General features: G+C 45.9%; 19 protein-coding genes. 10 read left to right on the forward strand and 9 right to left on the reverse strand.

Features of this window, described 5'->3' with window-relative positions; genetic code table 11:
• Window positions 1–104: 104 nt before the first annotated feature.
• From F0364_RS07075 to F0364_RS07085, 3 genes are all read right to left on the reverse strand, one after another.
• A complete protein-coding gene (locus tag F0364_RS07075; protein ID WP_153797068.1) occupies window positions 105–1,079 on the reverse strand; it encodes a homoserine kinase in 975 nt (324 codons plus the stop codon).
• 42 nt (window positions 1,080–1,121) lie between these two features.
• Window positions 1,122–3,578, reverse strand: coding sequence for a bifunctional aspartate kinase/homoserine dehydrogenase I (thrA, locus tag F0364_RS07080; protein ID WP_153797069.1), 2,457 nt, complete (start codon window positions 3,576–3,578; stop codon window positions 1,122–1,124).
• A gap of 569 nt (window positions 3,579–4,147) precedes the next feature.
• On the reverse strand, window positions 4,148–4,906 hold the full coding sequence (locus tag F0364_RS07085) for a biotin--[acetyl-CoA-carboxylase] ligase (protein ID WP_235921026.1): 759 nt from the start codon (window positions 4,904–4,906) through the stop codon (window positions 4,148–4,150).
• Window positions 4,907–5,189: 283 nt separating this feature from the next.
• Between F0364_RS07085 and rsfS the strand changes: the two genes are divergently transcribed.
• From rsfS to F0364_RS07100, 3 genes are all read left to right on the forward strand, one after another.
• Window positions 5,190–5,594 (forward strand): ribosome silencing factor, encoded by a 405-nt coding sequence (rsfS, locus tag F0364_RS07090; RefSeq protein ID WP_153797071.1) that lies wholly within the window; start codon window positions 5,190–5,192, stop codon window positions 5,592–5,594.
• A 109-nt stretch (window positions 5,595–5,703) separates the two neighbouring features.
• Window positions 5,704–7,785: an ATP-dependent zinc metalloprotease FtsH gene (gene ftsH / locus F0364_RS07095; RefSeq protein ID WP_153797072.1), complete on the forward strand. Its 2,082-nt coding sequence runs from the start codon at window positions 5,704–5,706 to the stop codon at window positions 7,783–7,785.
• Between the two features lie 13 nt (window positions 7,786–7,798).
• The gene (locus F0364_RS07100) at window positions 7,799–8,428 is read left to right on the forward strand and encodes a LutC/YkgG family protein (RefSeq protein WP_153797073.1); all 630 of its coding nucleotides are present in this window, start codon (window positions 7,799–7,801) and stop codon (window positions 8,426–8,428) included.
• Window positions 8,429–8,446: 18 nt separating this feature from the next.
• On the opposite strand, the gene mutL is transcribed toward F0364_RS07100, so the two are convergent.
• Entirely contained in the window at window positions 8,447–10,300 is a 1,854-nt protein-coding gene (gene mutL / locus F0364_RS07105; protein ID WP_153797074.1) for a DNA mismatch repair endonuclease MutL, read from the reverse strand.
• A gap of 269 nt (window positions 10,301–10,569) precedes the next feature.
• On the opposite strand from mutL, the gene F0364_RS07110 reads away from it, so the two are divergent.
• On the forward strand, window positions 10,570–10,848 hold the full coding sequence (locus F0364_RS07110; protein WP_153797075.1) for an Rdx family protein: 279 nt from the start codon (window positions 10,570–10,572) through the stop codon (window positions 10,846–10,848).
• Window positions 10,849–11,132: 284 nt separating this feature from the next.
• Here F0364_RS07110 and F0364_RS07115 read toward each other — a convergent pair whose 3' ends face one another.
• Window positions 11,133–12,665 carry a GH3 family acyl-acid amido synthetase gene (locus F0364_RS07115; RefSeq protein WP_153797076.1) on the reverse strand — a complete coding sequence of 511 codons (1,533 nt, stop codon included), beginning with the start codon at window positions 12,663–12,665 and terminating at the stop codon, window positions 11,133–11,135.
• Between the two features lie 49 nt (window positions 12,666–12,714).
• Window positions 12,715–13,908 carry a glycosyltransferase family 2 protein gene (locus tag F0364_RS07120; RefSeq protein ID WP_207632554.1) on the reverse strand — a complete coding sequence of 398 codons (1,194 nt, stop codon included), beginning with the start codon at window positions 13,906–13,908 and terminating at the stop codon, window positions 12,715–12,717.
• Window positions 13,909–14,326: 418 nt separating this feature from the next.
• Between F0364_RS07120 and F0364_RS07125 the strand changes: the two genes are divergently transcribed.
• Window positions 14,327–15,847, forward strand: a complete 1,521-nt coding sequence (locus tag F0364_RS07125) for a carbon-nitrogen hydrolase family protein (protein ID WP_153797078.1) — start codon at window positions 14,327–14,329, stop codon at window positions 15,845–15,847.
• A gap of 242 nt (window positions 15,848–16,089) precedes the next feature.
• Window positions 16,090–16,815, forward strand: coding sequence for a copper resistance protein NlpE N-terminal domain-containing protein (locus F0364_RS07130; protein ID WP_153797079.1), 726 nt, complete (start codon window positions 16,090–16,092; stop codon window positions 16,813–16,815).
• Between the two features lie 27 nt (window positions 16,816–16,842).
• Here the strand turns inward: F0364_RS07130 and F0364_RS07135 are convergent, their stop codons facing one another.
• Complete coding sequence (locus F0364_RS07135; protein ID WP_153797080.1) at window positions 16,843–19,362, reverse strand: helix-turn-helix domain-containing protein; 2,520 nt, start codon at window positions 19,360–19,362, stop codon at window positions 16,843–16,845.
• Between the two features lie 262 nt (window positions 19,363–19,624).
• Window positions 19,625–19,969 carry a single-stranded DNA-binding protein gene (locus F0364_RS07140; protein ID WP_153797081.1) on the reverse strand — a complete coding sequence of 115 codons (345 nt, stop codon included), beginning with the start codon at window positions 19,967–19,969 and terminating at the stop codon, window positions 19,625–19,627.
• Window positions 19,970–20,229: 260 nt separating this feature from the next.
• Here F0364_RS07140 and F0364_RS07145 point away from each other — a divergent pair, with 260 nt between their 5' ends.
• From F0364_RS07145 to F0364_RS07160, 4 genes are all read left to right on the forward strand, one after another.
• Window positions 20,230–20,610 (forward strand): hypothetical protein, encoded by a 381-nt coding sequence (locus tag F0364_RS07145; protein WP_153797082.1) that lies wholly within the window; start codon window positions 20,230–20,232, stop codon window positions 20,608–20,610.
• A gap of 446 nt (window positions 20,611–21,056) precedes the next feature.
• Window positions 21,057–22,565 (forward strand): GH3 auxin-responsive promoter family protein, encoded by a 1,509-nt coding sequence (locus F0364_RS07150; protein ID WP_153797083.1) that lies wholly within the window; start codon window positions 21,057–21,059, stop codon window positions 22,563–22,565.
• A gap of 29 nt (window positions 22,566–22,594) precedes the next feature.
• Entirely contained in the window at window positions 22,595–23,227 is a 633-nt protein-coding gene (locus tag F0364_RS07155; protein WP_153797084.1) for an ABC transporter ATP-binding protein, read from the forward strand.
• Window positions 23,224–24,321, forward strand: coding sequence for a hypothetical protein (locus F0364_RS07160; RefSeq protein WP_153797085.1), 1,098 nt, complete (start codon window positions 23,224–23,226; stop codon window positions 24,319–24,321). Before F0364_RS07155 ends, F0364_RS07160 begins: the two co-directional genes overlap by 4 nt.
• A gap of 151 nt (window positions 24,322–24,472) precedes the next feature.
• On the opposite strand, the gene cysS is transcribed toward F0364_RS07160, so the two are convergent.
• On the reverse strand, window positions 24,473–25,981 hold the full coding sequence (gene cysS / locus F0364_RS07165) for a cysteine--tRNA ligase (RefSeq protein ID WP_153797086.1): 1,509 nt from the start codon (window positions 25,979–25,981) through the stop codon (window positions 24,473–24,475).
• Between the last annotated feature and the right edge of the window lie 232 nt (window positions 25,982–26,213).

The following is a 26,213-nucleotide window of genomic DNA, read 5'->3' on the forward strand; positions in this document are numbered from 1 at the left end:
AAACAAGGCTATCCTGCGGGAAAAGCCGAATAATGGCCAGGACGTACAAGAGTGCGACGCAACGGCAGCTAAATTGATGTTCTACTGCCGGGCCCATAAAAATCCTACACAAATTCCGCTGAAAGCGGACTGGTTTTTATGGTGCTTATATGCACATGAAAGTCAATACCTATCCTGGTAAAAACTTCTTTCATGGCAACGGCTACATCCTGTGCCGTACCGGCGTCTTTACTCAACATAAAAATAGAAGGCCCGCTTCCACTAATGCCGCCACCCAACGCACCGGCTTCTTTACTCTTTTTCTTTACTTCGTCAAACCCGGGGATCAGAATGCTGCGTACCGGTTCTATAATTACATCTTCCAGTGAACGGCCAATTAAATCGTAGTCGCCCTTTATAAATCCGGCAACAAGGCCCGCAATGTTACCCCACTGCTTAATGGCATCTTTCAGCGCTACCTGGTGTTTTAGTATTTGCCGGGCATCGGCGGTACGTACCTCAATTTGCGGATGAACGACAGTAACATGCAAGGGCGGCGCTTCGATGCTTACAATATCCAGCGGGTGTATAGAACGTATTAATGTAACGCCGCCGTAAATACAGGGAGCAATATTGTCTGCATGCTTAACACCGCTGGCCACTTTTTCGCCAAACATGGCAAAACGTACCAGGTCTTCTTTAGAAAAACGGTTGCCCAGTAAATGATTGGCCGCTACCACAACACCCGCAGCGCTGGCCGCGCTGGAGCCAATGCCGCTGCCCGGCTTAATATTCTTGGTACTGGTAAGTTTAAGCCCTTTTACATCAGGACTGTCTTCCAGCAATGCCAGCAGTGCAGCCCCGCTGACGTTTTTTTCAGCAATGGTAGGCAGATCATAATCGTCTTTATTGATAATTTGTATGCCCGGCTCGTCGCTTAATTCCACAATCATTTCATCGCAGGGTTCGTTTAAAGCAAAGCCCAAAATGTCAAAACCGCATACAACGTTTGCCACAGTGCCGGGTGGACGGACCCTTGCTGCCGCCCCGCTTTCCAAAGGCGCATAAAAAAACCTGTTCCTGTTGATTAGTGTAAGCATTATATCCTGTTCTTAAGTTTGATTTTAGTTTGTGCCACCCCGTTACACTCCCGAAACCCTGATGATATCCGCAAACACGCCGCTGGCGGTAACATCCGCACCGGCGCCGGCGCCTTTTACTACCAACGGCTGTTCCGGGTAACGCTGCGTATAAAACAACACAATGTTATCCTTACCGTACAGGTGATAAAAATCAGAATCGGCCGGTATATGTTGCAACCCTACGGATGCCTTGCCATTTTGATACTGCGCAACAAATTTAAGCTTACAGCTTTTGGCCGCGGCTTCCTTATACAGTGCTTTAAAATGATCTTCCTGGCGGGCCATTTCTTTGTAAAAATCTTCTACGCTGCCATCAAAACAACTGGCCGGTAAAAAGGCATTGTTGCTGATGTCTTCCATTTCTATGGTTTCGCCGGCTTCGCGGGCAAGGATCATAATTTTGCGCATAACATCGGTGCCGCCCAGGTCAAGACGCGGATCTGGTTCGGTATAGCCTTCATCCTGTGCCTGTTTCACTACGTCTGCAAAAGGCTGGCTTCCATCGTAATTATTAAACACAAAGTTTAGCGTACCGGAAAGTACAGCCTGAATCTTGTTTACCTTATCGCCACTTCTTCTCAGGTCATTTAGTGTTCCTATTACAGGCAGGCCTGCGCCTACATTGGTTTCAAATAAAAATTGGGCATTAAATTCTTTGGCAAGTGATTTTAGCTGGCTGTAATTTTTATAAGATGAAGAAGCCGCTATTTTGTTACACGCAACAACAGACACTGTTTTGGCCAGCAGCCTGCTATAAACAGTTGCTACGCCGGCATCGGCTGTAATATCTACAAAAACAGAGTTGCGCAGGTTTTTATCAATCACCGTTTGTACAAACGCGTCTAACTGCATAGGCTGAGCATTGTTAAGCGCATCTTTCCAGTTGCTTAGGTCTATCTCATTACCGTTATCAACAAACAGCATTTTTTTGCTGGTAGCTATGCCGGTAACACGTACCTGCAGGTTAAGGTGCTCCAGCAGAAAATCTTTTTGCTGCTTAAGCTGGTCAAGCAGTTTGCTGCCCACGTTGCCGGCGCCTACAATGAATATGTTCAATTGCTTGTAAACCGATTCAAAGAAAGCTTCGTGCAGTACGTTAACGCCCTTCTTTACATCAGCCGCAGAAATAACCGCAGAAATGTTTCTTTCAGAAGAGCCCTGGGCTATAGCGCGGATATTAATACCGTTGCGGCCCAATGCACCAAACATACGGCCGCTTATACCCGGGTGGCTTTTCATTTTATCGCCTACCAATGCTACTATGGCATGGCCCTGTTCTACCTTTAACGGCTCCACACGGCCCTGGTGAATTTCAGTTTCAAAAGCCGCATCAACGGTAAGTTTGGCTTTATCTGCATCCGCTGCGTTTACTGCCACGCAAATGGAGTGCTCCGATGAGCTTTGCGTAATGAGTATTACGTTTATTTTTTCGCTGGCCAACGCTTCAAAAAGCCTTTTGGAAAAGCCGGGTATGCCCACCATGCCGCTGCCTTCCAGGCTAAGCAGAGCAATACTGTTAATACTGGATATGCCGGTGATGATCTCGTGGCCGCTATCTGTAAGCGCTGATGAAGCCTGCTCTATTACAGTGCCGGCGGCTTGCGGTTCAAACGTGTTCTTTATCCAGGTGGGTATGCTTTTCTGCATTACGGGCTGTATGGTAGGCGGGTAAATAACTTTAGCGCCAAAATGCGACAGTTCCATCGCCTCCTGGTAGCTGGTGCGGGCTATGGTTTTGGCATTGGGCACCCAGCGTGGGTCCGCGGTCATCATGCCGGTAACGTCTGTCCATATTTCCAGCGAAGATGCGTTTACAGCCGCGGCAAAAATGGCGGCGGTATAGTCAGAACCGCCCCTGCCAAGCGTAGTGGTATTGCCATGCTCTTCGCTGGCAATAAAGCCTGGCGCCAGGTACACTTTTTTATGTGCTGCCGCTACAGCATAAGAAATAAGATCGTTGGTAATGCTAAAGTTAACTGCGGCAAAGCCATAGTTGTTGTTGGTCTTGATAAGCTTGCGGCTATCGAGCCACTCATGGTCTATGCCCTGGCTTTGCATATAAGCGGAGATAATTTTGGAAGACAGCAGTTCACCAAAACTGATAACGCGGTCACGGGTGCGGGGCGATAGCTCCTTCAGGTAAAATATGCTGCTGCATATTTCTTCCAACTCATTAAACTGTTGTTTTATCATGCTCAGGCAACTGCTTTGGTGCGTAACGGGCAACAGTTCCCGGGCCGCGTCCAGGTGTTTCAGTTCCAGTTCTTTCAGTACATCGCGGTAAGCTTCATCCGCTTTTTCGGCAAGGGTGCCGGCACTAATCAGCAGGTCTGTAACGCCACCCAGTGCGCTAACCACCACCACCTGGGGCTCTCCGCCATTTTTTACTATGCTTACTACCTTTTGTATATTAACGGCATTGGCTACAGATGAGCCGCCGAATTTTAAAACTTTCATAGTTCCGTTGCTTTATTTTTCTTTCTGGTTTTTTGGGGACCAGCGCCCGGTATTTCAATGAGACTTCGTTGTGTCACTCACTTGTACTTCCTGTTCTTTGGGCGACATTTATGCGAATGAAAATAGATTTTTCTTTTCTTTCTTGCCGTAGAACCCGGCAGCCGTGGTAATATGATAATGCTTAACCCCTTACAGGGTTGTAATAATGGTAGTGGTGGTGGCAGTAAAAGCTGCCGAAGCTGAAGCAGGAGTAATATGGCTGAATGAAGACATCATTTTTTTAAACGGCCCCGAAGATAATGGGATAAACTTTCATAACAAGTGTTAGCTGTTGAATATTTATTGAAGAAAGGGCATTGAACAGTAATAAAAGCTGCATGGCTTGATGGCCAGTGTAATCCTTTACTGTGTGCGCCTGCTGAAGAGAAATTCCGCAGGTGAATGGCTGCCGGATTGAAACGGAAACCCCGCTGAAGCCTTGCGCGGCCGGTATTGCGGCGGAGTTGGAGTGAAAAGCCGGAACCGCAGCTTCAACAAATATCCCTGCGCCGAAAGCCCCAAAAAGGCTGTTACGGTATTACCCATTCAACTTCCCCAAAGTTGAAATAAGGCCTGGGGCCGCCGGCAACATGCAACCGGCCGGCTTCGTCAACAGCATCTATTTTACAGGTGAACGGTGCCCCATTTTGTTTTAGGGTAACTATTTCATTTCTGCGGTACAGTTGGTTATTATAGCCGGCCAGCAGTTTGGCAATATTAGCGGGCATCACCTGCTGAAAATATTGAAATATATGGCTGGCGAGCTGTTGGGCCAATTCAGCGGTGTCGTAAGTTTTGCCTGTAATTTGTTTAAGGGAAACGGCTTTTGCAAGCATGGCTCCAAAACTGGTTTGGTTAATATTTACGCCAATACCGGCAACTGCCCATTGCCAGTTACTGCCATGAATGCTGTTTTCTATCAATATGCCTGCTGCCTTTCTGTCACGCCAGTAAATATCATTGGGCCATTTAATTTTCACATCGCTAACAGCATAACCGGTTAAAAAATCATGCGCCGCAAGGGCTACAGCCATGCTTAACGCAAATTGGGAGGAAACCGGTAAATGCCTGCAACTCAGTATAACAGACAGCGCAATATTGTGCCCTGCCGCATCATTCCATGCCCTGCCGCGCTGCCCTTTTCCCGCTGTTTGGTGATGTGCGAAAACCGCTGTACCATGTTGAGTTTCACCGTTTTTAAGCAGTGCCATGGCATAGTTGTTGGTGCTGTCTGTTTCAGTTAATTCTATGAATGGCTGGCCCGTTGCAGGAATTAAGGAAGTGTACACCAAGAATCATTATTTTTGACGAAGATAGGCGCAGTTTAGGTTTATACATTTTTAACGGTTATCATCTTCTGCTACCGCTTTCAAACAAAAAAACTTAAAATCTGTAATTATCAGGTGAAAACCCCGCAATGCGAAGTACATTTGAACGTTAGCCGGCAAGAATAATGCTTTGCCGTACATGTACCGCTGGTTAAACTGAACCGGGAAGAGCCGCGAAATGCCAGCATAACACGCGGTTGGGGTAGGTACAGGTTTTTATTTATTCATTAAAACAAGTTTATTTTTGGCACCATTATCTGTTTTAGCTGCACGCAAAAAAACAAGTGTAACAAAGCTTACCAGGAACTCAAGGATATTCAAAACAATCATCAAAGCAATACAGGACAAAAAAGCGGAGAACATCATTTCGCTGGATTTGCGGAAGATTCCCGAAGCTGTGGCTGACTTTTTTGTTATTTGCCAGGCAACCACCAATACACAGGTAAAAGCAATTAGCGATTTTGTAGAATTGATGGTAAAGGAAGAATGCGGCGAAAGCCCATATAAACATGAAGGATTTCATGCGCTGCAATGGGTATTGATTGACTATGTAAACGTGGTGGTGCATGTAATGCAGCCGGAAACCCGCAAATTTTACAAATTGGAAGAAATGTGGAGCGATGCGGAAGCAACGGGCCATGACTTATAAAAAATACAGTGGATTACAAAGAGATGCTGACAGGGTACACCCCTTTAACATTCTTACTACCACCTTTTAAAACAAATATTTAATACAATTTCAGCGAAGTAACGACCGTATGGCACAGGAAGATAAAAAAAACCGACCGAATTTTTTAGACAGGGGCAATGGTAATAACGAGGACAAAGGCCAGAGAAAAGGCCCGCGTTTCAGCATTTACTGGATATATGCTTTAATAGCCGTGATTTTAATTGGATACAATGTATTCAACATGAAAGCGGTGGACATTGCTAAAACCAATGAAAAAGAGGTCTTTGAAAAGATGGTGCAGCAGGGTGATGTGGAAAAGCTTGACCTGGTGCGCAATAAGTTTTTGGTAAAAGTGTATATTAAGGAAGACAGCCTTAAAACAAAAAGTTTTTACCTGCAAAAGTTCAAAAGCTCTGTGGAACTTAGCAAACATGTCAAGGGTCCGCAGTTTGAATTTAAAGTAGCTTCAGCGGAAAAGTTTGAGGAAAACCTGAATAATTTCACCAAATCCAAAGGCCTTGATACCGTCTCCGTAAATGTGGAGGATGACCCTGAATGGCTCGGCCCCGTATCTCAAACTTTGATTTCCATACTCTTATTTGTTGGCCTGTTTGTGCTGCTGATGCGCAAAGTAGGCGGTGGCGGCCCGGGCGGTGGTGGCCCCGGCGGCATCTTTAACATCGGTAAATCAAGAGCTACCCTGTTTGATAAGGGCACCAAAGTAAACATCACTTTTGCAGATGTTGCCGGCCTTGATGAAGCAAAGGTGGAAGTGATGGAAATAGTTGACTTCTTAAAAAATCCAAAAAAATATACCGCACTGGGCGGCAAGATACCCAAGGGCGCCTTACTGGTAGGCCCTCCGGGAACTGGTAAAACCCTGCTGGCCAAAGCCATGGCCGGTGAAGCCCAGGTGCCTTTCTTCAGTATGAGCGGCAGTGATTTTGTGGAACTGTTTGTTGGTGTGGGCGCCAGCCGCGTTAGGGACTTGTTTAAGCAGGCAAGGGAAAAATCGCCTTGTATTATATTCATAGATGAAATTGACGCAATAGGCCGTGCCCGTGGCCGCAATGCCATCATGAGCAATGATGAAAGGGAAAACACCCTTAACCAGTTGCTGGTTGAAATGGATGGTTTTGCCGGCGATGCAGGCATCATTATACTGGCCGCTACCAACAGGCCGGATGTACTTGACACCGCCCTGCTGCGCCCGGGCCGCTTTGACAGGCAGATAACTATTGACAAGCCGGATGTAAAAGGCCGCGAAGCTATTTTGAAGGTTCACCTGAAACCTATTAAGATTTCCCAGAAGCTGGATATTCATAAACTGGCTGAACAGACGCCCGGTTTTGCCGGCGCCGACATAGCCAACGTTTGTAATGAAGCCGCCCTTATTGCCGCACGTAAAAACAAGGATGCGGTAGATATGAGCGACTTCCAGGATGCGATAGACCGCGTAATAGGCGGCCTTGAAAAGAAGAACAAGATCATATTGCCGGAAGAGAAAGAAATTATCGCTTACCACGAAGCTGGCCACGCCATTTGCGGCTGGTTCCTGGAGCATGCTTACCCGCTGCTTAAAGTAACCATTGTTCCAAGGGGTACCGCGGCTTTGGGCTATGCGCAATACACGCCTAAAGAACAATACCTTTACAATACAGACCAGTTGCTGGACCAGATTTGCATGACGCTTGGTGGCCGTGCCAGTGAAGATATTTTCTTTGGCAAAATATCTACCGGCGCATCTAACGACTTACAGCAAATTACCCGTATGGCTTATGCGATGGTTACGGTATATGGTATGAATGACAAAGTTGGAAACATAAGCTTTTACGATCCTTCCCAGGAAAATATGTTTACCAAGCCTTATAGCGAGGAAACCGGGAAAATGATTGATGAGGAAGTGCGTAAGCTGATTGATAATGCCTACGAAAGAACAAAGGCATTGTTAACACAACGTAAGCCTGAAGTGGAAAAACTGGCTAAGGAATTACTGGTAAAAGAAGTGCTTTTCCAGAGTGACGTAGAAACGCTGATAGGTAAACGCCCTTATGAAGAAAAGAAATTGCTGGATGTAGAAAATGGCGATGACGGAGCGGAAAAACATCATGATGGTTCTGTTAGCGAAGGGGTTCCACCTTACGACAGCGGAATCAAGGCACCTCACTAAAAGTGACGAGAAAATGATTTCTAAAGCAAGGGAGAATATCCTGAAAAAAATAAGACAGGCACTGGCGAACCCGGTGCCTGTTCCATTTCCGGAAAGCGAAGGGAACAATAGTGTTTTTCAGCCGCAACAACAGGAGCCGGAAGTGGAATTTGCGGAAAACTTCAGCAAACTGTTGGGGCGCTTTTCTTTTTGTATGCATGAGCAGGAATTGCTTCAACAGCTTAACCAGCTTTTCAGCATGCGTAAATGGAACAAGATTTATTGTACCGAACCTGCGCTGTTACAAAAGCTTCGGCAGGCAGGGCTATCGGTAACTTTTACTACAGACCTGGCCAATTGCGATGCATCCGTTACCAGTTGCGAAAACCTGGTAGCACGTACGGGCAGCATTGTTTTAAGCAGCGCTTTGAACAATGGCAGAACAGCCAGTGTTTATGCCCCGGTACATATCTGTATTGCCTATAGCCACCAGTTGGTGTACGACTTAAAAGATGCGCTTTCCGGTATTAAAGCCAGCCCCGAAAACCTGCCTTCGCTTATTACATTTGCCACTGGGCCCAGCCGCACAGCCGATATTGAAAAAACACTGGTTGTGGGCGTACATGGGCCTAAAGAAGTGTTTTGCTTTTTGCTGGATGGATGAGAGTAGATGTTAGATGTTTTACCGCCCGAACATCCTGTCAAGATAGTCTTCTTTAAACTCTATATAGGTAGGGCTGCCTGTAGGGGTAATGTTGGGTGTATTGCAGGTAAACAGTTCTTCCACAAGGCTGCGCATTTCCTGCTGGGTTAGTTGCTGGCCTGCTTTGATGGCCTGCTGCCGGGAGAGGCAGCGCACCAGCTTTTCCCTTCTGCTGAACTTTACATCGCTGCTAAAGTGTTTAAATTGCTCAATCAGCAGTTCTATAGAATGCTTTTCGTTACCCTGCGGCAAGTCTGCGGGAGTACCCTGTATCACAAAACTGTCTTTTCCAAAAGGCTCCACCAGGTAACCAAGTGCCGCAAGGTCTGGCAGCAGCTCCGATAATAAAACCGCGTCTGGCGGAGAAAGCGTTAGTGTAACCGGAAAAAGGCTGCGCTGCGTTGCTACCTGCCTTCCATGTATGGCAGTACTGTAACGTTCGTATAAAATGCGCTCATGGCTTAGCTGTTGGTGTACCAGCAAAAAGCCGCTCTGTGTAGCCGCTATTATGTAAGTAGTATGCAGTTGCAGCAGCAATGTATCCTCGGCCAATTGATGGGCCGCCGGTTTATCATAGAGTGAAAACCCGGTATTGCTTTCCCCCTCCGGTTGTGTTAAGGCTATGGAGATATCTTCTGTTTTGGGTGCTGTAAAAAATTCTTTCCAGTGCTTCAGCTCACTTTTTTCGTCGGGCTCAATCTTGTGGGCCTGGTGGCTTTGCGTAAATGTTTTAAACAACTGCGAGCCGCTCAGGGTTTCTTTGCGCTGTTCGGTAAAAGGCTTGTTTACCGCGTCTAACTGTTGTATATCGGCATTCAGTGTAAAATCGAGCGATGGCGCTATGCTGAACTGTGCCAGCGCATGCTTAACGGCAGCCTGTACAAAAGCATACACAATTTTCTCGTCTTCAAATTTTATCTCCTGTTTGGTAGGATGCACGTTTATGTCTACCTGCGCGGGGTCCAGGTCTATGTACAGCACATAAAGCGGAAAGCTGTCTTTGCTGATGAGGTCAGCAAAAGCGCTGCCTACCGCATGGTTAAGGTAAGCGCTGCGTATGTAACGGTTATTGACAAAAAAATACTGTTCGCCACGGGTTTTACGGGCGGCATCGGGCTTGCCCACAAAACCATAGATGTTCATATAATCCGTTTCTTCTTTTACCTGTACCAGCTTACTGCTGTACTGGCTGCCCAATACCTGCAATACCCGCTGCTTCAGGTTGCCTGCTTCCAGGTGAAACAATTGCTGCCCGTTACTGGTAAGAGAAAAAAACAGTTGTGGAAATGCCATGGCCACATGAATAAACTCATCCACAATATGCCGCATTTCAGAAGCGTTGCTTTTTAAAAAATTCCTGCGGGCCGGTACGCTGAAGAACAGGTTTTTCATGCAAATGCTGGTTCCTGCCGGGCAGGCGCATGGTTCCTGCTTTAATACAACGCTGTTTTCAATTTGAATAAAAGTGCCCAGCTCATCCTGTGGCCGTCGTGTTTTTACTTCTACCTGTGCCACCGCGGCAATAGAAGCCAGCGCTTCGCCGCGAAAGCCCATGGTGCGTATATGAAACAGGTCGTCAATATTTTTTATTTTACTGGTAGCGTGGCGCTCAAAACACATGCGGGCATCTGTTTCGCTCATGCCCTTGCCATTGTCAATAACCTGTATCAGGCTTTTACCCGCATCGTTTACAATCAGCCTTATCTCGGTAGCGCCTGCATCCACGGCGTTTTCCAGCAACTCTTTAACAGCGCTGGCCGGCCGTTGTATCACTTCGCCCGCCGCAATCTGGTTGGCAATGTTATCTGGTAGTAACTGTATAATATCCAGCACCTTATCCTCTCCTGTTTTTCGGTTAAGGGATTTTTTTTATGAGCCCGGCAGCAGGACTGCTATTAAGCTTTACTTGCGTCGCACTCTTGTACGCCATCGCTTTACGCGGCAACAAAACCTGCACCCCTAAGCATTGCAAGGCAAAACCTGCACCTTATCCGGCAGGCTGATGCCATCTTTACCGCCCTGGCAAATACGGTCAAATCCCCTTTAATTAAGCCTGTAAAAGTAAGTTTTTCAACCAGAATTTGCCGATTATTGCAACAGTTATGAAACCATTGGTAAAAATAGAATACTGCCCTAAATGCGGTTGGTTGTTAAGGGCCGCTTACATGGCGCAGGAACTGTTAACTACTTTTAGTGAAGAACTGCAGGGTGTAACGCTGGCGCCTTCAGAAACAGCAGGCCGCTTCAGCATTTACTTAAACGATGAGAAAATATTTGACCGAAAAGAAGCCGGCCATTTTCCGGATGTGAAAGAATTGAAACAACTGGTACGGGGTAAAGCAGCGCCGGGCAAGAGTTTGGGCCATTCAGACAGGAAGTAAGATTGCTGCATCACGCTGCTATATCATGGCGGGGGCTTTTAACGATAGTTCTTAGTTCATCCTGCAAAAATCCTTTCAGGCTGCACCACAAAAGTTTTATTTTCCGCAGAACAGTTAAACCACAGCCCGCAGATGCCATATTTACTACAGATGAACGGATTGCGACAAAGGGACGATGCCATGAAAACTGATGCCGGTATCTAAAATGATCAGGCACAACACTAAGTCTACCGGTAGCGGAAAAGTAAAACCATTGAACATCAAACTTTGAACAACCGAACAATCTAACTTTTTACCAGTTGTTTTGCAAGAAACTGCTGCCAGTCTTCCAGCATTTTACCTTTTAATACCCGGGGAAATTTGTGCTGCCCCCCCACTTTGCCCTTGCTTTCCATAAAAGCCATAAACCTGTCTTCAGTAAGCACATCCAGGAAAATTTCTTTTAAGGCGCTGTTACGTTCTACTGCGTAGTCGTCATTAAGTTCTTTGAGTTTTTCGTCAATTTTCAGGCGTAACTGTTCGGCATTTACGTGATCATCGCAGGCCACATACCAGTGGTGGGCAAAAAAATTGCCATAAGGTACGCCTGCTACTGTAAACTCGGGGATGCAGATATTCATTTCCTCACCGGCCAGCTTAATGGCCTTGTTCATATTTTCTACACTCAGGTGCTCGCCAACCAGGCTGAGAAAATGCTTGGTGCGGCCAGTAATAACAATTTCATTGCGTTCCTTATCCACAAAACGTACTGTATCGCCAATAAGGTAACGCCAGGCACCTGCGCTGGTGCTTAGGAGTATCGCATAGTCTTTTCCTTCTTCCACCTCGTGGATCATGAGCACTTCGGGCTTTGCCACGAGGTCTCCGTTGGCATCAAAATTTTTATCATTAAACGGAACAAATTCCAGGAAGATATGCTCATGGGTAACCAGGCGCATACCTTTGGCATGCTGCCTGTCCTGGTAAGCAACAAAGCCTTCGCTGGCCAGGTAGGTTTCTATATAGGTAATGGGCTTGCCCAGTAATTGTTCAAAGCCTTTTTTGTAAGGCTCAAAACTTACACCGCCGTGCACAAAAAATGCAAGGTTGGGCCATATATCGTGAATATTATTGAGTTTGTATTTCTCAATAATCATTTCCATGCACATTTGAATCCAGGCCGGTACGCCCACGATAAAACCAATATCCCATTCGGGGGCACGTTCTACTATTTCCTGTAGTTTTTTATTCCAGTCTTTTTCACGTGCTATGCGTTTGCCGGGCTTGTAAAACGGCTGAAACCAGAATGGCTGTTTTTTGGCAGTTATACCGCTTAAATCCCCGGCATAATAACCGGCATTTTTTTGCAACTGGGTGCTTCCGCCCAGCATAAGCCAACCTTTACCAATGGATTTTACGGGAATATCTGTATAAGTGCGCAGGCTTAGTAACTGTTTTATCATTACCACCCGGTTGCCGCGCAGCAAATCGTTGGTTACGGGTATATACTTGCTGGCTGCTTCGCTGGTACCGCTGCTGAGGGCGTAGAATTTAATTTTGCCCGGCCAGCAAACGTCTGGTATTCCTTCCAGGGTGCGGTGCCACCATTCTTCGTAAATTTTGTTGTAGTTGTACACAGGAACAAGCTCCTGGAACTTTTTACCAATGTGTTTGCTCATCAGTATTTCGTCGAACCGGTATTTTTGACCAAATTCTGTAAACCGGGCCTTACGGATGAGCCTTTTTAACACCCTTAACTGTTGCCTTCTTACACTGTTCTGCGGCAGGCGCAGTGTTCTTAGAATTGAGTTGGGGAGTTTTATATCGAATATTGCCATATAACAGCAATGATTATTTAACTGCGAAGCTACGTTAATTAATGAATACCTACTCTTTAGGGTAAGGGGCTGTGCTTAACACGTATACATTACCCCGTAGGTTTTTGTTATGGCTGCCGGTCATAGAGAATGAACGGTGGCCATACCACTTAACGCTCCTGGGCTTTATTTGTTGCAATAAATCAATTGTAGCGGCATACGTTAACTCTCCCAAGCAAAAAATAACTTCTGCCTGTGCTACCTCTGCCGCTGGCAGCATTGCCGGGGGCACTACTGAAATTTTTTTATCGGGAAAGAGTGTAAGAAATTGTCTTTTCGCATGTTCAACATCATCTTCCGCACCTGTAAATATGGTATTCAGCAGGTTTGGTTTTTCACTGTTACTCATTTTAAAAGGCGCAGCCACAAATGATAAAAAAGCCCTGGCGCCAATCGCTGTATGCAGTGCTATGCTCAAAAGCCATTTGTTCCTGTTGTGATAATGCTTTTTTACAAACAGCACCATGGCTTCATAAAACATTTTTACATATTTACCGCTGGCTTTGCTGCTGCTTTCACCCTTAAAATGAATGATGGCTGTTCCAGCAAAATAGTGATTGCAATAACCCGCCTGGCGGATGCGGTAGCTTAAGTCCACATCTTCCCCATACATAAAAAAGTCTTCATCAAATCCTTGTAACTGTTGTAATAAATTACGCCGGCATAAAAAGAAGGCGCCGCTAACAACATCCACTTCATGGCTATTGTACTGGCTCAGGTTGCCAAGTGCATAACGGTTGAATACCGCCGATTTTGGAAACAGCGCAGCCATACCGCTAAGCTTGTAAAAAGAGCTGAGCGGCGTTGGAAGAGAGCGTTTGCTTTCGGGTAAAAAATTACCGCCGCCATCCAGCATGCGTACCCCTACAGCGCCTGCATTTTGTTTTGCTTCAACAAACTGCAGGCATTTGTAAAGGCTGTCTTCTGGTATAATGGTATCGGGGTTTAGCAGCAGCACATACTCTCCGGTGGCATGCTGCAGGCCCAGGTTATTGGCTTTGCCAAAGCCCAGGTTGCCGCCGGCGTTGATAAATTTTACCCACCTGAACAACGGCTGCAGGTAATTTATGCTGCCATCGGTTGAAGCATTGTCAACCACAATTACTTCAGCCTGCAGGTTATCAATAGCCTGCCGCACGGAGCAGAGGCATTGCTCCAGGAAATATTTTACGTTGTAATTAACTATAATGATTGAAAGCTTCAAGGCTAAAGTTGTAGTACGAATTAAACAGATTTTTTTGAACCCCAATGTATAATCTTTTGGGCATAAGGCTGTTTATTGCCCTTACAAAAGATTGCTGCCCGCAAAAACAGGAAGGTGCCGCACCTTCGGGTGAGGGATTGAAGCGGATACCCCGGTGAGGCCATCGCAGCAGGGCTTTGTGCCGGAGTATGAGCGGAAAGCCCGACCCCTTGCGATAGCTTGGGAGATGTACGATGTGGGATGTACGATGTGGGATGTACGATGTGGGATGTACGATGTGGGATGTACGATGTGGGATGTACGTGTCTTCGATATACGCCCCTCTCGCCATTTACCACTCACCCACTTGCCCTGATTATGACCTACACACCAGCAGGCATAACTATAAATAAGCTATCTTACAAAAGAATCATCAGCTATGGAGCACCAGACAATAGAAGTGCGTAATCTTACGATACCCGATTACAAGCAGTTAAAAGAAAGCATGATACGTGCATACGCCAGCATGGGCGGGCAATACTGGCACGAAAAATCAATAGAATACCTGATACAAAAGTTTCCGGAGGGGCAAATATGCGTTACGCTTAACAATAAAGTGGTGGGCTGCGCCCTTTCTATTATTGTTAACTATGGAAGGTTTGGGGACAACCACAATTATAAAGAAATAACCGGCGGCTACAGCTTTGAAACGCACGACGCCGCCGGAGATACGCTTTACGGCATTGAAGTGTTTATTCATCCCGACTATCGTGGCCTGCGCCTGGCCCGGCGCTTGTACGATGCCCGCAAAACCGTTTGTGAAAGGCTTAACCTGCGGGCCATTTATGCAGGGGGGCGCATACCCAATTATAAAAAGTACGCGGACGAAATGTCGCCCAAGGAATACATTGAAAAAGTAAAGCGGCGGGAAATTTATGACCCTACCCTGAGCTTTCAGATTGCCAACGACTTCCAGATAAAAAAGGTACTGCAAAACTATTTGCCCGAAGACAGGGAAAGCCGCGGCTACGCTACCCTGCTGGTTTGGTACAATGTATTTTACGAGCCCCAGAAAAATTTTATACAGGTTAAAAAAGATTTTTGCCGTATAGGCCTGGTACAATGGCAAATGCGCCCTTACAACAAGGTTAAAGACCTTATTGAACATGTGGAGTACTTTGTAGACGCCGTTAGCGATTACAACAGCGATTTTGTTGTGCTGCCGGAGCTTTTTAATGCACCGCTGATGGGCGCTTTCAATCACCTGCCCGGCCACGAAGCCATTAAAGAGCTGGCACAGTTTACGGACCAGATTGTTGAAAAGCTGTCTAAAATGGCTTTATCGTACAACGTAAACATTGTGGGTGGCAGCATGCCCGAGCTGGCCGACGGAAACCTGTACAATACTTCCTACTTCCTTCACCGCAACGGTAAAGTAGATTTCTACAGAAAAATTCATCCCACACCTTCTGAAGAATATGAATGGGGCATGGTTGGCGGAAACGAAATAAAAGTGTTTGAAACGGATATGGGCAAAGTGGGCGTATTGATTTGTTATGATGTGGAGTTTCCAGAACTCGGCCGCATACTGGCCGACCAGGGTATGCAAATTCTGTTTGTTCCTTTTTTAACCGATACCCAAAATGCCTACAACCGTGTTCGCTTTTGCTCCCAGGCAAGGGCGGTTGAAAACGAGTGCTATGTGGCTATTGCCGGCAATGTGGGCAACCTGCCCAAAGTGCATAATATGGATTTGCAGTTTGCTCAGTCGGGCGTGTTTACGCCCAGCGATTTCGCTTTTCCTATCAACGGCATTAAGGCAGAGGCAAGCCCCAATACCGAAACGGTAATTGTGAGTGATATAGATTTGTCGCTGCTGGTTGAACTGCACGAATACGGCAGCGTTACCAACCTTAAAGACAGGCGGCACGATTTATACCAGGTTAAACTTAAGCGGTAATAATAACAGCACTGTATTTGAAGTTTTTTTTAAAAGTCCCGCCCTGCATGCAATAGTATTTAAGAGATATTTAGGGGGTGCCCCCAAGCTATCGCAAGGGGTCGGGCTTTCCGCTATTACTCCGGCACAGAAGCCTGGCTGCGACGGCCTCACCGGGGTAACCGCTTCAATCCCTCACCCGCAGGTGCATCACGCTGCTTGTTACGCATGCAGGCTTTTACACCATCATAACCAATGCTGATATGAAACTACACACCAACTTTTTCCTGCTACTCATGCTGCTTGCGGCATGTAACAATGATACAGCCAATAAAACCACGGCAGACAGTACCGCAGTTGCTACCATACAAGCCGATACCATCACCATGCAGGAAGTGGAAGGCGTATACAAAGACACATTACCCTGCGCCGATTGCCCGGGCATCGTCACTACACTGCAGTTGAGCAGCGACAGCACTTATATTACAGAGCACCAGTATATAGGCAAAAAGAAAGAAGACCTGTTTTATACGCTTGGCCGCTGGTCTTTAAAAGACAGCATAGTTAAACTCTCCGGTATAAAGGATGGCCCGGCAGCATACAAGGCATCATTAAACAGCCTGCTGCAACTTGATATGGAAGGAAAAGAAATAACTGGCTCTAACCTTAATTACACTTTACGCCGCGGCCCTTCAAAAAGTTTTGAGCCTAAAATAAACATACCGGTTGAAGGTATGTTTGTTTATTACGCAGATGCCCACCTGTTTACACTTTGCGCTACGGGCAAAACCTATCCTGCCGCCTTAACTAAAGAAACCGTGAAAATGGAATCAGCTTACAGCGCCTTAAAAAAAGCTGACAAGGAGCCATTGCTGGCAAACGTGGAAGGCATTTTTGAAATGAGGCCCGGCATGGAGGAAGGCAGCAGGCAGCAAACATTCGTCATCAAAAAATTCATCAAGTTTTTGCCGGGAGAAAAATGTAAATGATGCGCCTGCAAGTAGAAAGGCTTCCGGCTATTCAGCTATCGCAGCCTTTTTAAAATTAATACCTGCCAGCACCAGCCTAATTTCACCATAGCTGATATTCTCGCCCAATTGTTCTTTTAACGGTGTTATAGAGCCACCTTCAAAATTTTCGGCCAGCGGCTGTATCAATAACAGTTTTTCCTTGGCAATAATTTCGCTTAGCGGCACAATGCCTTTTTCTACATAAAATGCCAGGTGGCCTTCTATTGTGCTGTTGGTAAGGTTACGGGCCGCCGCTATTTCGCCTATGGTTTTTCCCTCTTTAAAAAGTTTGTAAGTTTCTTCCTTTGTGTCGGCTTTACTGTTGGGTTTATTGCTGGTTTTACCTTTTTCTTTTTTAGGTTGGGCTTGCTTTTCATGCATTAGCGATGTAAGCTGCTGTTCGTCACAATATTCGTTGATTATCGCCAGGAAACGGCCGCCAATCTTTTGCGTTTTAGCTTTGCCAAAACCGGTTACCTGTTGCAGTTCGTCCGGCGTTTGCGGCAGGTAGCGGGCCATTTCATCCAGCGAATCTGAGCTTGCCACAAAATACACGGGGGAATCATCTTCCCTGCAAATGGCATCCCTTAGCTCCCGTAATTTTCTGTGCAATACCGGGTGAGGGCTTTGCGTTTTCCTGGCGGCGCCTGCAGCGGCGTATGCATTTACCCGGAAATCAGGCAACACAAAAGCGTTTTTCTGCCGGTAAAACTCATCTACCTTAAAGCCGCCCAGGCAGCTTCTAAACGCCTCGTATTTTTTACACACAGCGGCAAAAGTATCTTTCAGGTCTTCGTTGTAAGCAAGCGCATATTGTTTGCTGTCTGTAACCGCAGGGGATTGGTACAGAGCCTCTTTTACCGTTTGCAACTGTCGCGAAAAGTAATCCGAAGCTGCTTTAACCCGTTGTTGCAGCGCTTCGTTTTCCTCGGGCAAGGAGCCCTGCAGCAGAAGCTGCGTTAATTGCAACTGGAATTTTCCCGCCGTTTCCTGCATGTTTAAAAGCATAGTTTCTATTTCTGCCAGCCACAGGCCCGTCTCGGGGTTAAATACCGCACTGTGATCTTCTACGGTTTTTACTGTTTGTTTTAGTTGCTGGATAACAAAACCAAACCCAAACAACGATTTAAGTATTTCAGACTGGTATTGTCTTTTAGCCTCCAGCAACACATCCGCCAGATGGCCGGTGGAGTGCTTTTGCTGTGCAAAATGTACAATGGTACGGTCATTTATCAATCCTGTGCTTGTAATATGGCTTTTTAATACAATACCACTGAGTGTGGTGCAGCGGCTGAGGGCTACATATACCTGTCCGGGAGCAAATGCAGCGCCTGCATCTATTACCGCTTTCTCAAATGTTAGGCCCTGGCTTTTGTGTATGGTAATTGCCCAGGCAAGCCTTAAGGGGTACTGCTCAAATGTACCAATCACTTCTTCATCTACTCTTTGTTCCTGCTGGTTAAAGCTGTACCGGATGTTTTCCCATTTTTCCTTCTTTACTTCAATCGTTCCGGGCTCATTTTTACACTGTATGTGAATAGCATTGTCATCAATACTGCTGATGACCCCGATTTTACCGTTATAGTAGCGGCGCACTTTCTCCATGTCGTTTTTAATAAACATTACCTGTGCGCCGGTTTTTAACAGGAGTGTTTCATCCGCAGGGTATGCTTTCTCGCTAAATTCGCCGTTAATGGTGGCCTTGCAGGTAATTGCTTTGGTTTTTAACCGGTCCAGTTGTTCAGCATTGGTATTATCCGCCTTGTAGTTGTGAGTAGTTAAAATAATGTAGCCATCTTTATTATTGGCAGTAAAGCCTGCATCGTAACGGCTATTTAGTAATTGAAAGGCTGCCTCATCCATTTGGTTGTTGCGCACTTTGTTCAGCAGGTCAATAAAAACCTGCTCGTTTTGCCGGTAAATTTTATCAAGTTCAATATGAACAGGCGGCTGCTGGCCGATTACTTTACTGTCAAAAAAGTAAGGGCTGTTATAAAATTGCGACAGGATGCGCCATTCTTCTTCCGGTACCACAGGCGGTAACTGGAACATATCCCCAATAAACAAAACCTGCACGCCACCAAAAGGCTCGGCATGCCGGTGCCTGAAATGCCGGAGTATAGTATCAATAGCGTCCAATACATCACAGCGCACCATGCTTATCTCATCTATTACAAGCAGTTCAAGTTGCTGTAAAACCTGCCTTCGTTCGCGGGTAATTCTTATACGGCCCAGCAGTTGATGACGGTCAATAGTAGCTTCCACGCCAGATTGCTGGCTTACCCCAGGCGTGAAAGGTGTAAAAGGTAACTGGAAAAAAGAATGAATGGTAACACCACCGGCATTAATTGCTGCAACACCGGTAGGCGCAACAACGGCGGTTTGCTTAATAGTGCTTTGCCGTATGTATTTAAGGAAAGTAGTTTTACCGGTTCCGGCTTTACCCGTTAAAAAAACCGAGCGGTTGCTGTATTGGATAAAGTCTGCCGCCAGGGCAAACATTTTATTTAAAGGATCATGCGTCATCACCGGCAATTTGCATCAAAAAAAATAAAAAGGGGAACAAGTGCAAAGATGACACATTTGAGTTTAACCGTTCTATTGAAAAGCAGGCCATTAAACAATTGCTTAACGGAACGGCTTACACAGGATATCAGGGCGCAGCTAAACTGGCCAGGAAACCATTTGGATTTGACAATGCTGAAAGAACGGTTAAGTCCGGCGCGGCTTTACAACCAAACGCCTTGTGTGTACCTGTTGCACTTTATTCCCCTATACGTAACGGGGTTCAGGAAGCCCTTTTACTGCCGGTGAGCAGTATTTCACCAACCTGCACTTCAGTAACATATCTTTTTATGCCGTCTTTATCGGTATAATTACGGTTGATAAGTTTGCCTTCAATAACTACTTCTGTACCTTTTTCAAGAAATTTTTCGGCCAGTTCAGCCACTTTACCCCATGCTACCAGGCTATGCCACTGCGTTTCTGTTACCTTATCACCTTTCTGGTTGCGGTACACTTCGCTGGTAGCCATGCTGAAGCGTGCCATTTTTTTACCACTTTCCAAAGACCGTATTTCAGGTTTGGCACCCAGGTTGCCAATAAGCTGCACTTTGTTTTTAAGAGCGTACATAAACTTTAAATTTTTTGGCAAGCAGAGCTGCTGCCTTTGTTTGTAATTTGTTATTTCAGTATGCTGCATGGCGCCTTGCAACAACAACACAAAGATGTACTACGATAAATCCTGTAACCGGCTTTTATTCGTTTCTATTCATATATAACCGCTTATAAACGTTTGTACACGGATATAGATTTGATTATCTTTACTTTATCTGATAAGGAGAACTGATTACTATAAACCGCATCCAATATCGAAACCAAAATATAATCCGAATGCCTGCACAAAACACGCCTAAAAACTGTCTTAGCTGTGGCAAAGCCCTGCACGGCAGGGCAGACAAAAAGTTTTGCAACGATTATTGCCGCAACTATCACAACAACCAGCTAAAAATCAATTCGGGCAATTATGTGCGCAGCGTTAACAATGTGCTGTTGAAAAACCGGCGGGTGCTGGAAAAATTATTGCCGGAAACAGAGGGAATGATAAAAGTACCGAGGGACAAAATGCTGCACGCAGGCTTTCAGTTTACTTATATGACACATACTTACACTAATAAAAAAGGAAACATTTACTATTTCTGCTACGATTATGGTTACCTGCCGCTGGAAAACAGTTGGTATCTGCTGGTGCGCAGGAAAGACCCGCAGCTTTAGCCTTTATTTACAGGAAACTGGCTTTCGGTTTTACTTCTTGCTTCTACAAATGTGGTGGCAGGGTTATTGCACGGCCATCCATACAAGCTGCCGGCAAAACAACGGCATGTTACACCATCAGGTGAGGGATTGAAGCGGATACCCCGGTGAGGCCATCGCAGCCCGGCTTTTGTGCCGGAGTATGAGCGGAAAGCCCGGCCCCTTGCGCAGCTTGGGGACACCCCCAAAAAGCAAGTACGAAGGGAGAAGTACGAAGTACTTTTTTATATAAGATGTTTGATGTGGGATGTTTGATGTGGGATATAACTGTCAATGATTTGGTAGCGTTAACAGACAACTGCACTTGAAAAGTTAATCACCTGGTTTTGTGAAAGTAATAGTTACGTCAAAAAAGAAGATTAAAATAATTTTATTCGGCTGTATTGCTTATTTTGCCACTTGTTGACATGAAGATACTCTCTCCAGCCATATCACGGTTAGCTCGCCTGCGCCACTGGAACATAGACCAGTGGAAGAATGACCCATTTGCGGCACAACGCGAAGTATTGCAGGATTTGGTTACCCACGCACAGAACACCGAATTTGGAAGAAAATACCAATTCAACGAAATTTTTAATATCCGCACATTTAAACAAACCGTTCCTATACAGGAATACGACGACATTAAGCCCTACATACAGCGGCTGATGGACGGCGAACAGAACCTGTTATGGAATACACCGGTTACCTGGTTTGCCAAAAGCAGCGGTACCACCAGTGATAAAAGCAAGTTTATTCCGGTTACGGAAGAAAGCCTGGAAGACTGCCACTACCAGGCTGCCAAGGATGTGCTTACAATGTATTACAACTATAACCCTGACAGTGATTTACTTACCGGCAAGGGATTGGTTATTGGCGGCAGCCACCAGGTGAGCCATCTTAACGACGACACCCATTACGGCGACCTTAGCGCTGTTTTGCTTCAGAATGCCCCGTTTTGGGGGCAATGGCTGCGCACACCGGAACTATCCATAGCGTTACTTGACGAGTGGGAGACCAAGATTGAAAACCTGGCCCAATCTACCATCATAGAAAATGTTACTTCAATTTCCGGCGTACCCACCTGGACCCTGGTGCTGATAAAACGAATACTGGAAATAACCGGCAAAAGCACTTTAACGGAAGTATGGCCTAACCTGGAACTGTATATTCATGGGGGCGTTTCTTTTACGCCTTATCGTGAGCAGTTTAAGAAATTGATTGGCAAAGACATACGCTACCTGGAAATGTACAATGCCAGCGAAGGTTTTTTTGCCGCCCAGGACAGTCCGGACGAAGATGGCATGCTGCTGTTTTTACAGCACGGCATTTTCTACGAGTTTATGCCGGTAGAAGAATATGGCAAGGCTGACCCTGTAACCATTGGGCTTAAGGATGTGGAGATAGGCAAGAACTACGCATTGGTGATTTCTACCAATGGGGGTTTATGGCGCTACCTGATTGGCGACACAATACAGTTTACATCGCTATATCCTTTCCGGATAAAAGTAAGCGGCCGCATAAAACATTTTATGAACGCTTTTGGCGAAGAAGTGATTGTTGACAATACCGATAAAGCCATAGCTATCGCCTGCGAAAAAACAGGCGCCATAGTTAACGACTATACAGCAGCCCCTGTTTACTTTAGCGATAACAGCAACGGCGCCCATGAATGGCTGATTGAATTTGATAAAGCCCCGCAAAATATACATCAGTTTGCCTACGAATTAGATTGCGCCCTTAAAACCTTTAACAGCGACTACGAAGCCAAACGCCACAAAGACATAGCGCTGCGAATGCCGCAGATACATGCATTGCAAAAAGGTGTGTTTTGCGCATGGCTGAAAAGCAAGGGTAAACTGGGTGGCCAGCATAAGGTGCCCCGCCTTAGCAACGACAGAAAATATATTGACGAGATAATGGGTTTTGTATTCTGAACGTAACAAAAGTTCAACCACCACCCGCCATGCTCCATTTTGAAAACGTACAAAAAGAATATGGCAATTTCCTGGCGCTGGATATCCCCACGCTTACCATTTCAAAAGGAATTTGCTGGTTGAAGGGAGAAAACGGAAGCGGTAAAACCACCCTGCTTAAAATGGTTGCCGGCCTGCACCCGTTTAAGGGCGACATACTGTTGAACGGCTTGAGCATTAAAAAACAACGGCAGGCATATCTTTCACAAGTAAGCTATGCGGAAGCAGAACCATTATACCCCTCTTTTATTACAGCCGAAGACTTAATAAAACTGTATTGCCAAACCAAAAAAAGCAGTATAGAAGCTGCCCGTGACATGCTGCGGCAATTTAATATACACGATGATTACAAAAAACCGCTGGGTGCTTACTCAAGCGGCATGCTGAAGAAACTTAGCCTTGTGCTGGCTTTTACCGGTAGCCCGCAACTGGTACTACTTGATGAACCATTTATTACCATTGATGCCGAGGCCCTGGAAACTACCTGCGGCATTATTATGCAGCATGCAGCCAAAGGCGGTTCATTTATCATCACTTCGCACCAGCCCGTTAATTCCGGGCAAATATCCTTTACCAACATATTGGTTGCAGAGAACCGTACCATCAGCAGCCTTTCAATATGAATATTACAGCAAGCATATTACAGCGTATTCTGGTAAACCACTTTTACAAAGTAAACGCCGGCTTTTTTCTTTTCCTTTTTTTTGTGCTTTTCGGCATACCTGTTCCGGCCGCGGGTTTTCACTTTGCGCTTATAAATGGCATACTGGACAGCTATGTTTTTTTACTGCTGGTTTTTGCCGCCTGGCTGCTATACAACCTTAAATGCATCAACTATATTATACAGCAATTAAGGCATGAAAGACAGTCTTTCCTGTTTGTTGTAAACCAAAACAGCCCTGTAAAAGTGATGCTTTATATGCTGTTCGTACAGGCAATGGTTTACCTGCCCGCTATAGCTTATGCAACCGCCATAGTAATAATAGCCATAAGCCGGCACCTGTACCTTATGGCAATATTGGTTTGCCTTTTTAACGCATTAATCTGCATTGCATCCGCATTGGTTTATACAGTTGCTTTGCAGCGAAAGCAACTACCGGCATTAACGCGGCTGCCAGGCATTCGCTGGCAACCAGGTAAACCTTTGTTTAGCATGCCATTTTTCTTTGCTTGGCATAACCGCGCACAAATGTTGCTGGTAACCAAAACATTTTCATTACTGTTGCTCTATGGTTTTATCAGGCTGTATAACCCTGACCACTATGATATACGCCCGTTGCTGCTTGTGTGCATGCTGAGCGCAACTGCCCACAGCGCATTGGTGTTCCAGGTAAGGGAATTTGAAGAAGAGTACCTTTCTTTTGTTCGCGGCTTGCCCATTACACTTCTGAAAAGATGCCTGAATCTTGTTGCTTCATGCTGGCTTTTTATACTGCCCGAAATGTTGTTTTTATGGACAGGATACCCGCTTTACTTTACCATTGCTGATTATTTTCAGTTAGTGCTGATGATGACGGCGCTTTTGTGCTTTTACCATGCCGTGTTGTTAACGGCTAATTTTACGATGGATAGTTACCTGCGCACCGTATTCGGTATACTGGCCGGCTTGTTTTTTATTGTGTTGTACAATCCAGGTATAATATTGCCGTGCATCCTGCTGGCCATATCGCTGGTATTGTATGGCTCGTATTATTACGCTTATGAAAAAAAGTGCTGATGCGAAAACATTGCCTGCAGAACTGCGGTTAACGCGAGCCCGCAATGCTGCGGGACGCCGGATTAGTTGCTCAGTAAAGATGTAAAGTACAAGTGAGTGACACAACGAAAGCCCCATGCTTGTTCTTCCTGCCGGGCCCATAATTCCTGCCTTATGCAATGGTATAGCTCATGTTGCCATCCTTTTCATCCTTTAGCTGTATGCCCATTGCCGCAAGTTCGTTGCGTATTTTGTCGCTGGTAACATAATCACGTTTTTGTTTGGCTTCTTTGCGTATATCAATCAAAAGCTGCATTACGGCGCTTAGTTTCTCATTGTCAACCGCCGTAATATTGGTAAGCCCGAAAATATCGGTAACAAACAGCTTCATTTGCTGCTGCATCTTCTCAATGGTACTGCTGCTTAACGCATTGGCAGGCACATGCTTGTCTTTTATGCCGTTAATAACAGGCACCAGCTCAAACATATTGGCCAGCACTTTGGCGGTGCTGAAGTCGTCATCCATAAATTCGTTAAACTCTTTTACCAGCTTCAGGCATTTGGCATCCTGCTCGGTAGCGCCGGCAGCGGCGGTAAAACCGGCGGCATCCAGGCGCATTAATATATCGTAAGCTTCCATCAGCCGCTTCAATCCTTTTTCAGAAGCTTTTAAAGCCTCATTGCTAAAGTCGAGCGTTGAGCGGTAATGCGTTTGCAGGATAAAAAAGCGGATGACCATTGGGTGATAAGCCTGCTCCAGCGAAGGATGGTTACCGCTGAATAACTCACTAAGCTTGATAACATTGTTATAGCTTTTGCCCATCTTTTTGCCGTTGATGGTAATCATGTTGTTGTGCAGCCAGTAGCGGGCGGGTGTTTTGTGGTTGCAAACGGTGCTCTGTGCTATTTCGCATTCATGGTGCGGAAACTGCAGATCCATACCGCCGCCGTGAATATCAAATTCATCGCCCAGGTATTTGGTGCTCATGGCAGAGCACTCAATATGCCAGCCCGGGAAACCCTCGCCCCAGGGGCTTTGCCAGCGCATGATATGTTCCGGCGGCGCTTTTTTCCACAAAGCAAAATCAGCCTTGTTTCTCTTTTCTTCCTGGTTGTCAAGTTCACGGGTTGTTTCCAGCATATCATCCAGTACACGGCCGCTCAACATGCCATAAGGTTTGCCCTGGGCGGAAAAGTCAGTGTTGTATTTCTCCACGTCAAAGTACACTGAACCGTTTGCCTCGTAGGCATAACCGTCGGCAATGATCTTCTTAATCATTTCAATCTGCTCTACAATATGCCCGGTGGCGGTGGGCTCGATGCTCGGCGGCAGGTTGTTAAACTGCTGCATGGCCCAATGGTACAGGTTGGTGTATTTCTGCACCAGCTCCATGGGTTCCAGCTTTTCCAATACGGCCTTTTTGCTGATCTTGTCTTCTGCTTCGCGGCCCTCTTCTTCAAAGTGACCGGCATCAGTAATATTTCTTACATACCGCACCCGGTAGCCCAACTGGGTCAGGTAGCGGTACACAATATCAAACGTGATAAAAGGGCGGGCATGGCCCAGGTGGCTTTCGCCGCTAACGGTAGGGCCGCACACATACATGCCTACATGACCAGGTGTAATGGGTGTAAATTCTTCTTTATGCCGGGTGAGAGAATTATGAACTTTTAAAGACATAGATTTTGTAATTGATTGTTGCAGGTTATGTTATTAGGAACGGCCATAAGGCCAGCTTAAGGAAAGTGGCTTCAGCAACAACAGCAACAGGTAATATAAATTGGCTTCATGGGCTGCGAATATATTTTATTTTGGCGGATTATGGCTTTTAACGGGATGTGTTAAATGACAAGCAGGTATAAGGTATGGGAAAGGTAAAATGCGGTTTTTTTACCCGGGTATGCAACAAGGC

The sequence above is a fragment of the Foetidibacter luteolus genome, from assembly GCF_009650435.1.
Lineage (GTDB): Bacteria > Bacteroidota > Bacteroidia > Chitinophagales > Chitinophagaceae > Foetidibacter > Foetidibacter luteolus.

Excerpts from the sequence above, each read along its gene's own strand:
- F0364_RS07135 (WP_153797080.1), bottom strand. The coding sequence starts at position 19,362 with ATGACGCATGATCCTTTAAATAAAATGTTTGCCCTGGCGGCAGACTTT.
- F0364_RS07150 (WP_153797083.1), top strand. The coding sequence starts at position 21,057 with ATGAAGATACTCTCTCCAGCCATATCACGGTTAGCTCGCCTGCGCCAC.
- F0364_RS07100 (WP_153797073.1), top strand. The coding sequence starts at position 7,799 with ATGATTTCTAAAGCAAGGGAGAATATCCTGAAAAAAATAAGACAGGCA.
- F0364_RS07145 (WP_153797082.1), top strand. The coding sequence starts at position 20,230 with ATGCCTGCACAAAACACGCCTAAAAACTGTCTTAGCTGTGGCAAAGCC.
- cysS (WP_153797086.1), bottom strand. The coding sequence starts at position 25,981 with ATGTCTTTAAAAGTTCATAATTCTCTCACCCGGCATAAAGAAGAATTT.
- F0364_RS07075 (WP_153797068.1), bottom strand. The coding sequence starts at position 1,079 with ATGCTTACACTAATCAACAGGAACAGGTTTTTTTATGCGCCTTTGGAA.
- F0364_RS07130 (WP_153797079.1), top strand. The coding sequence starts at position 16,090 with ATGAAACTACACACCAACTTTTTCCTGCTACTCATGCTGCTTGCGGCA.
- F0364_RS07155 (WP_153797084.1), top strand. The coding sequence starts at position 22,595 with ATGCTCCATTTTGAAAACGTACAAAAAGAATATGGCAATTTCCTGGCG.
- F0364_RS07160 (WP_153797085.1), top strand. The coding sequence starts at position 23,224 with ATGAATATTACAGCAAGCATATTACAGCGTATTCTGGTAAACCACTTT.
- F0364_RS07110 (WP_153797075.1), top strand. The coding sequence starts at position 10,570 with ATGAAACCATTGGTAAAAATAGAATACTGCCCTAAATGCGGTTGGTTG.
- F0364_RS07125 (WP_153797078.1), top strand. The coding sequence starts at position 14,327 with ATGGAGCACCAGACAATAGAAGTGCGTAATCTTACGATACCCGATTAC.
- ftsH (WP_153797072.1), top strand. The coding sequence starts at position 5,704 with ATGGCACAGGAAGATAAAAAAAACCGACCGAATTTTTTAGACAGGGGC.
- thrA (WP_153797069.1), bottom strand. The coding sequence starts at position 3,578 with ATGAAAGTTTTAAAATTCGGCGGCTCATCTGTAGCCAATGCCGTTAAT.
- F0364_RS07115 (WP_153797076.1), bottom strand. The coding sequence starts at position 12,665 with ATGGCAATATTCGATATAAAACTCCCCAACTCAATTCTAAGAACACTG.
- F0364_RS07140 (WP_153797081.1), bottom strand. The coding sequence starts at position 19,969 with ATGTACGCTCTTAAAAACAAAGTGCAGCTTATTGGCAACCTGGGTGCC.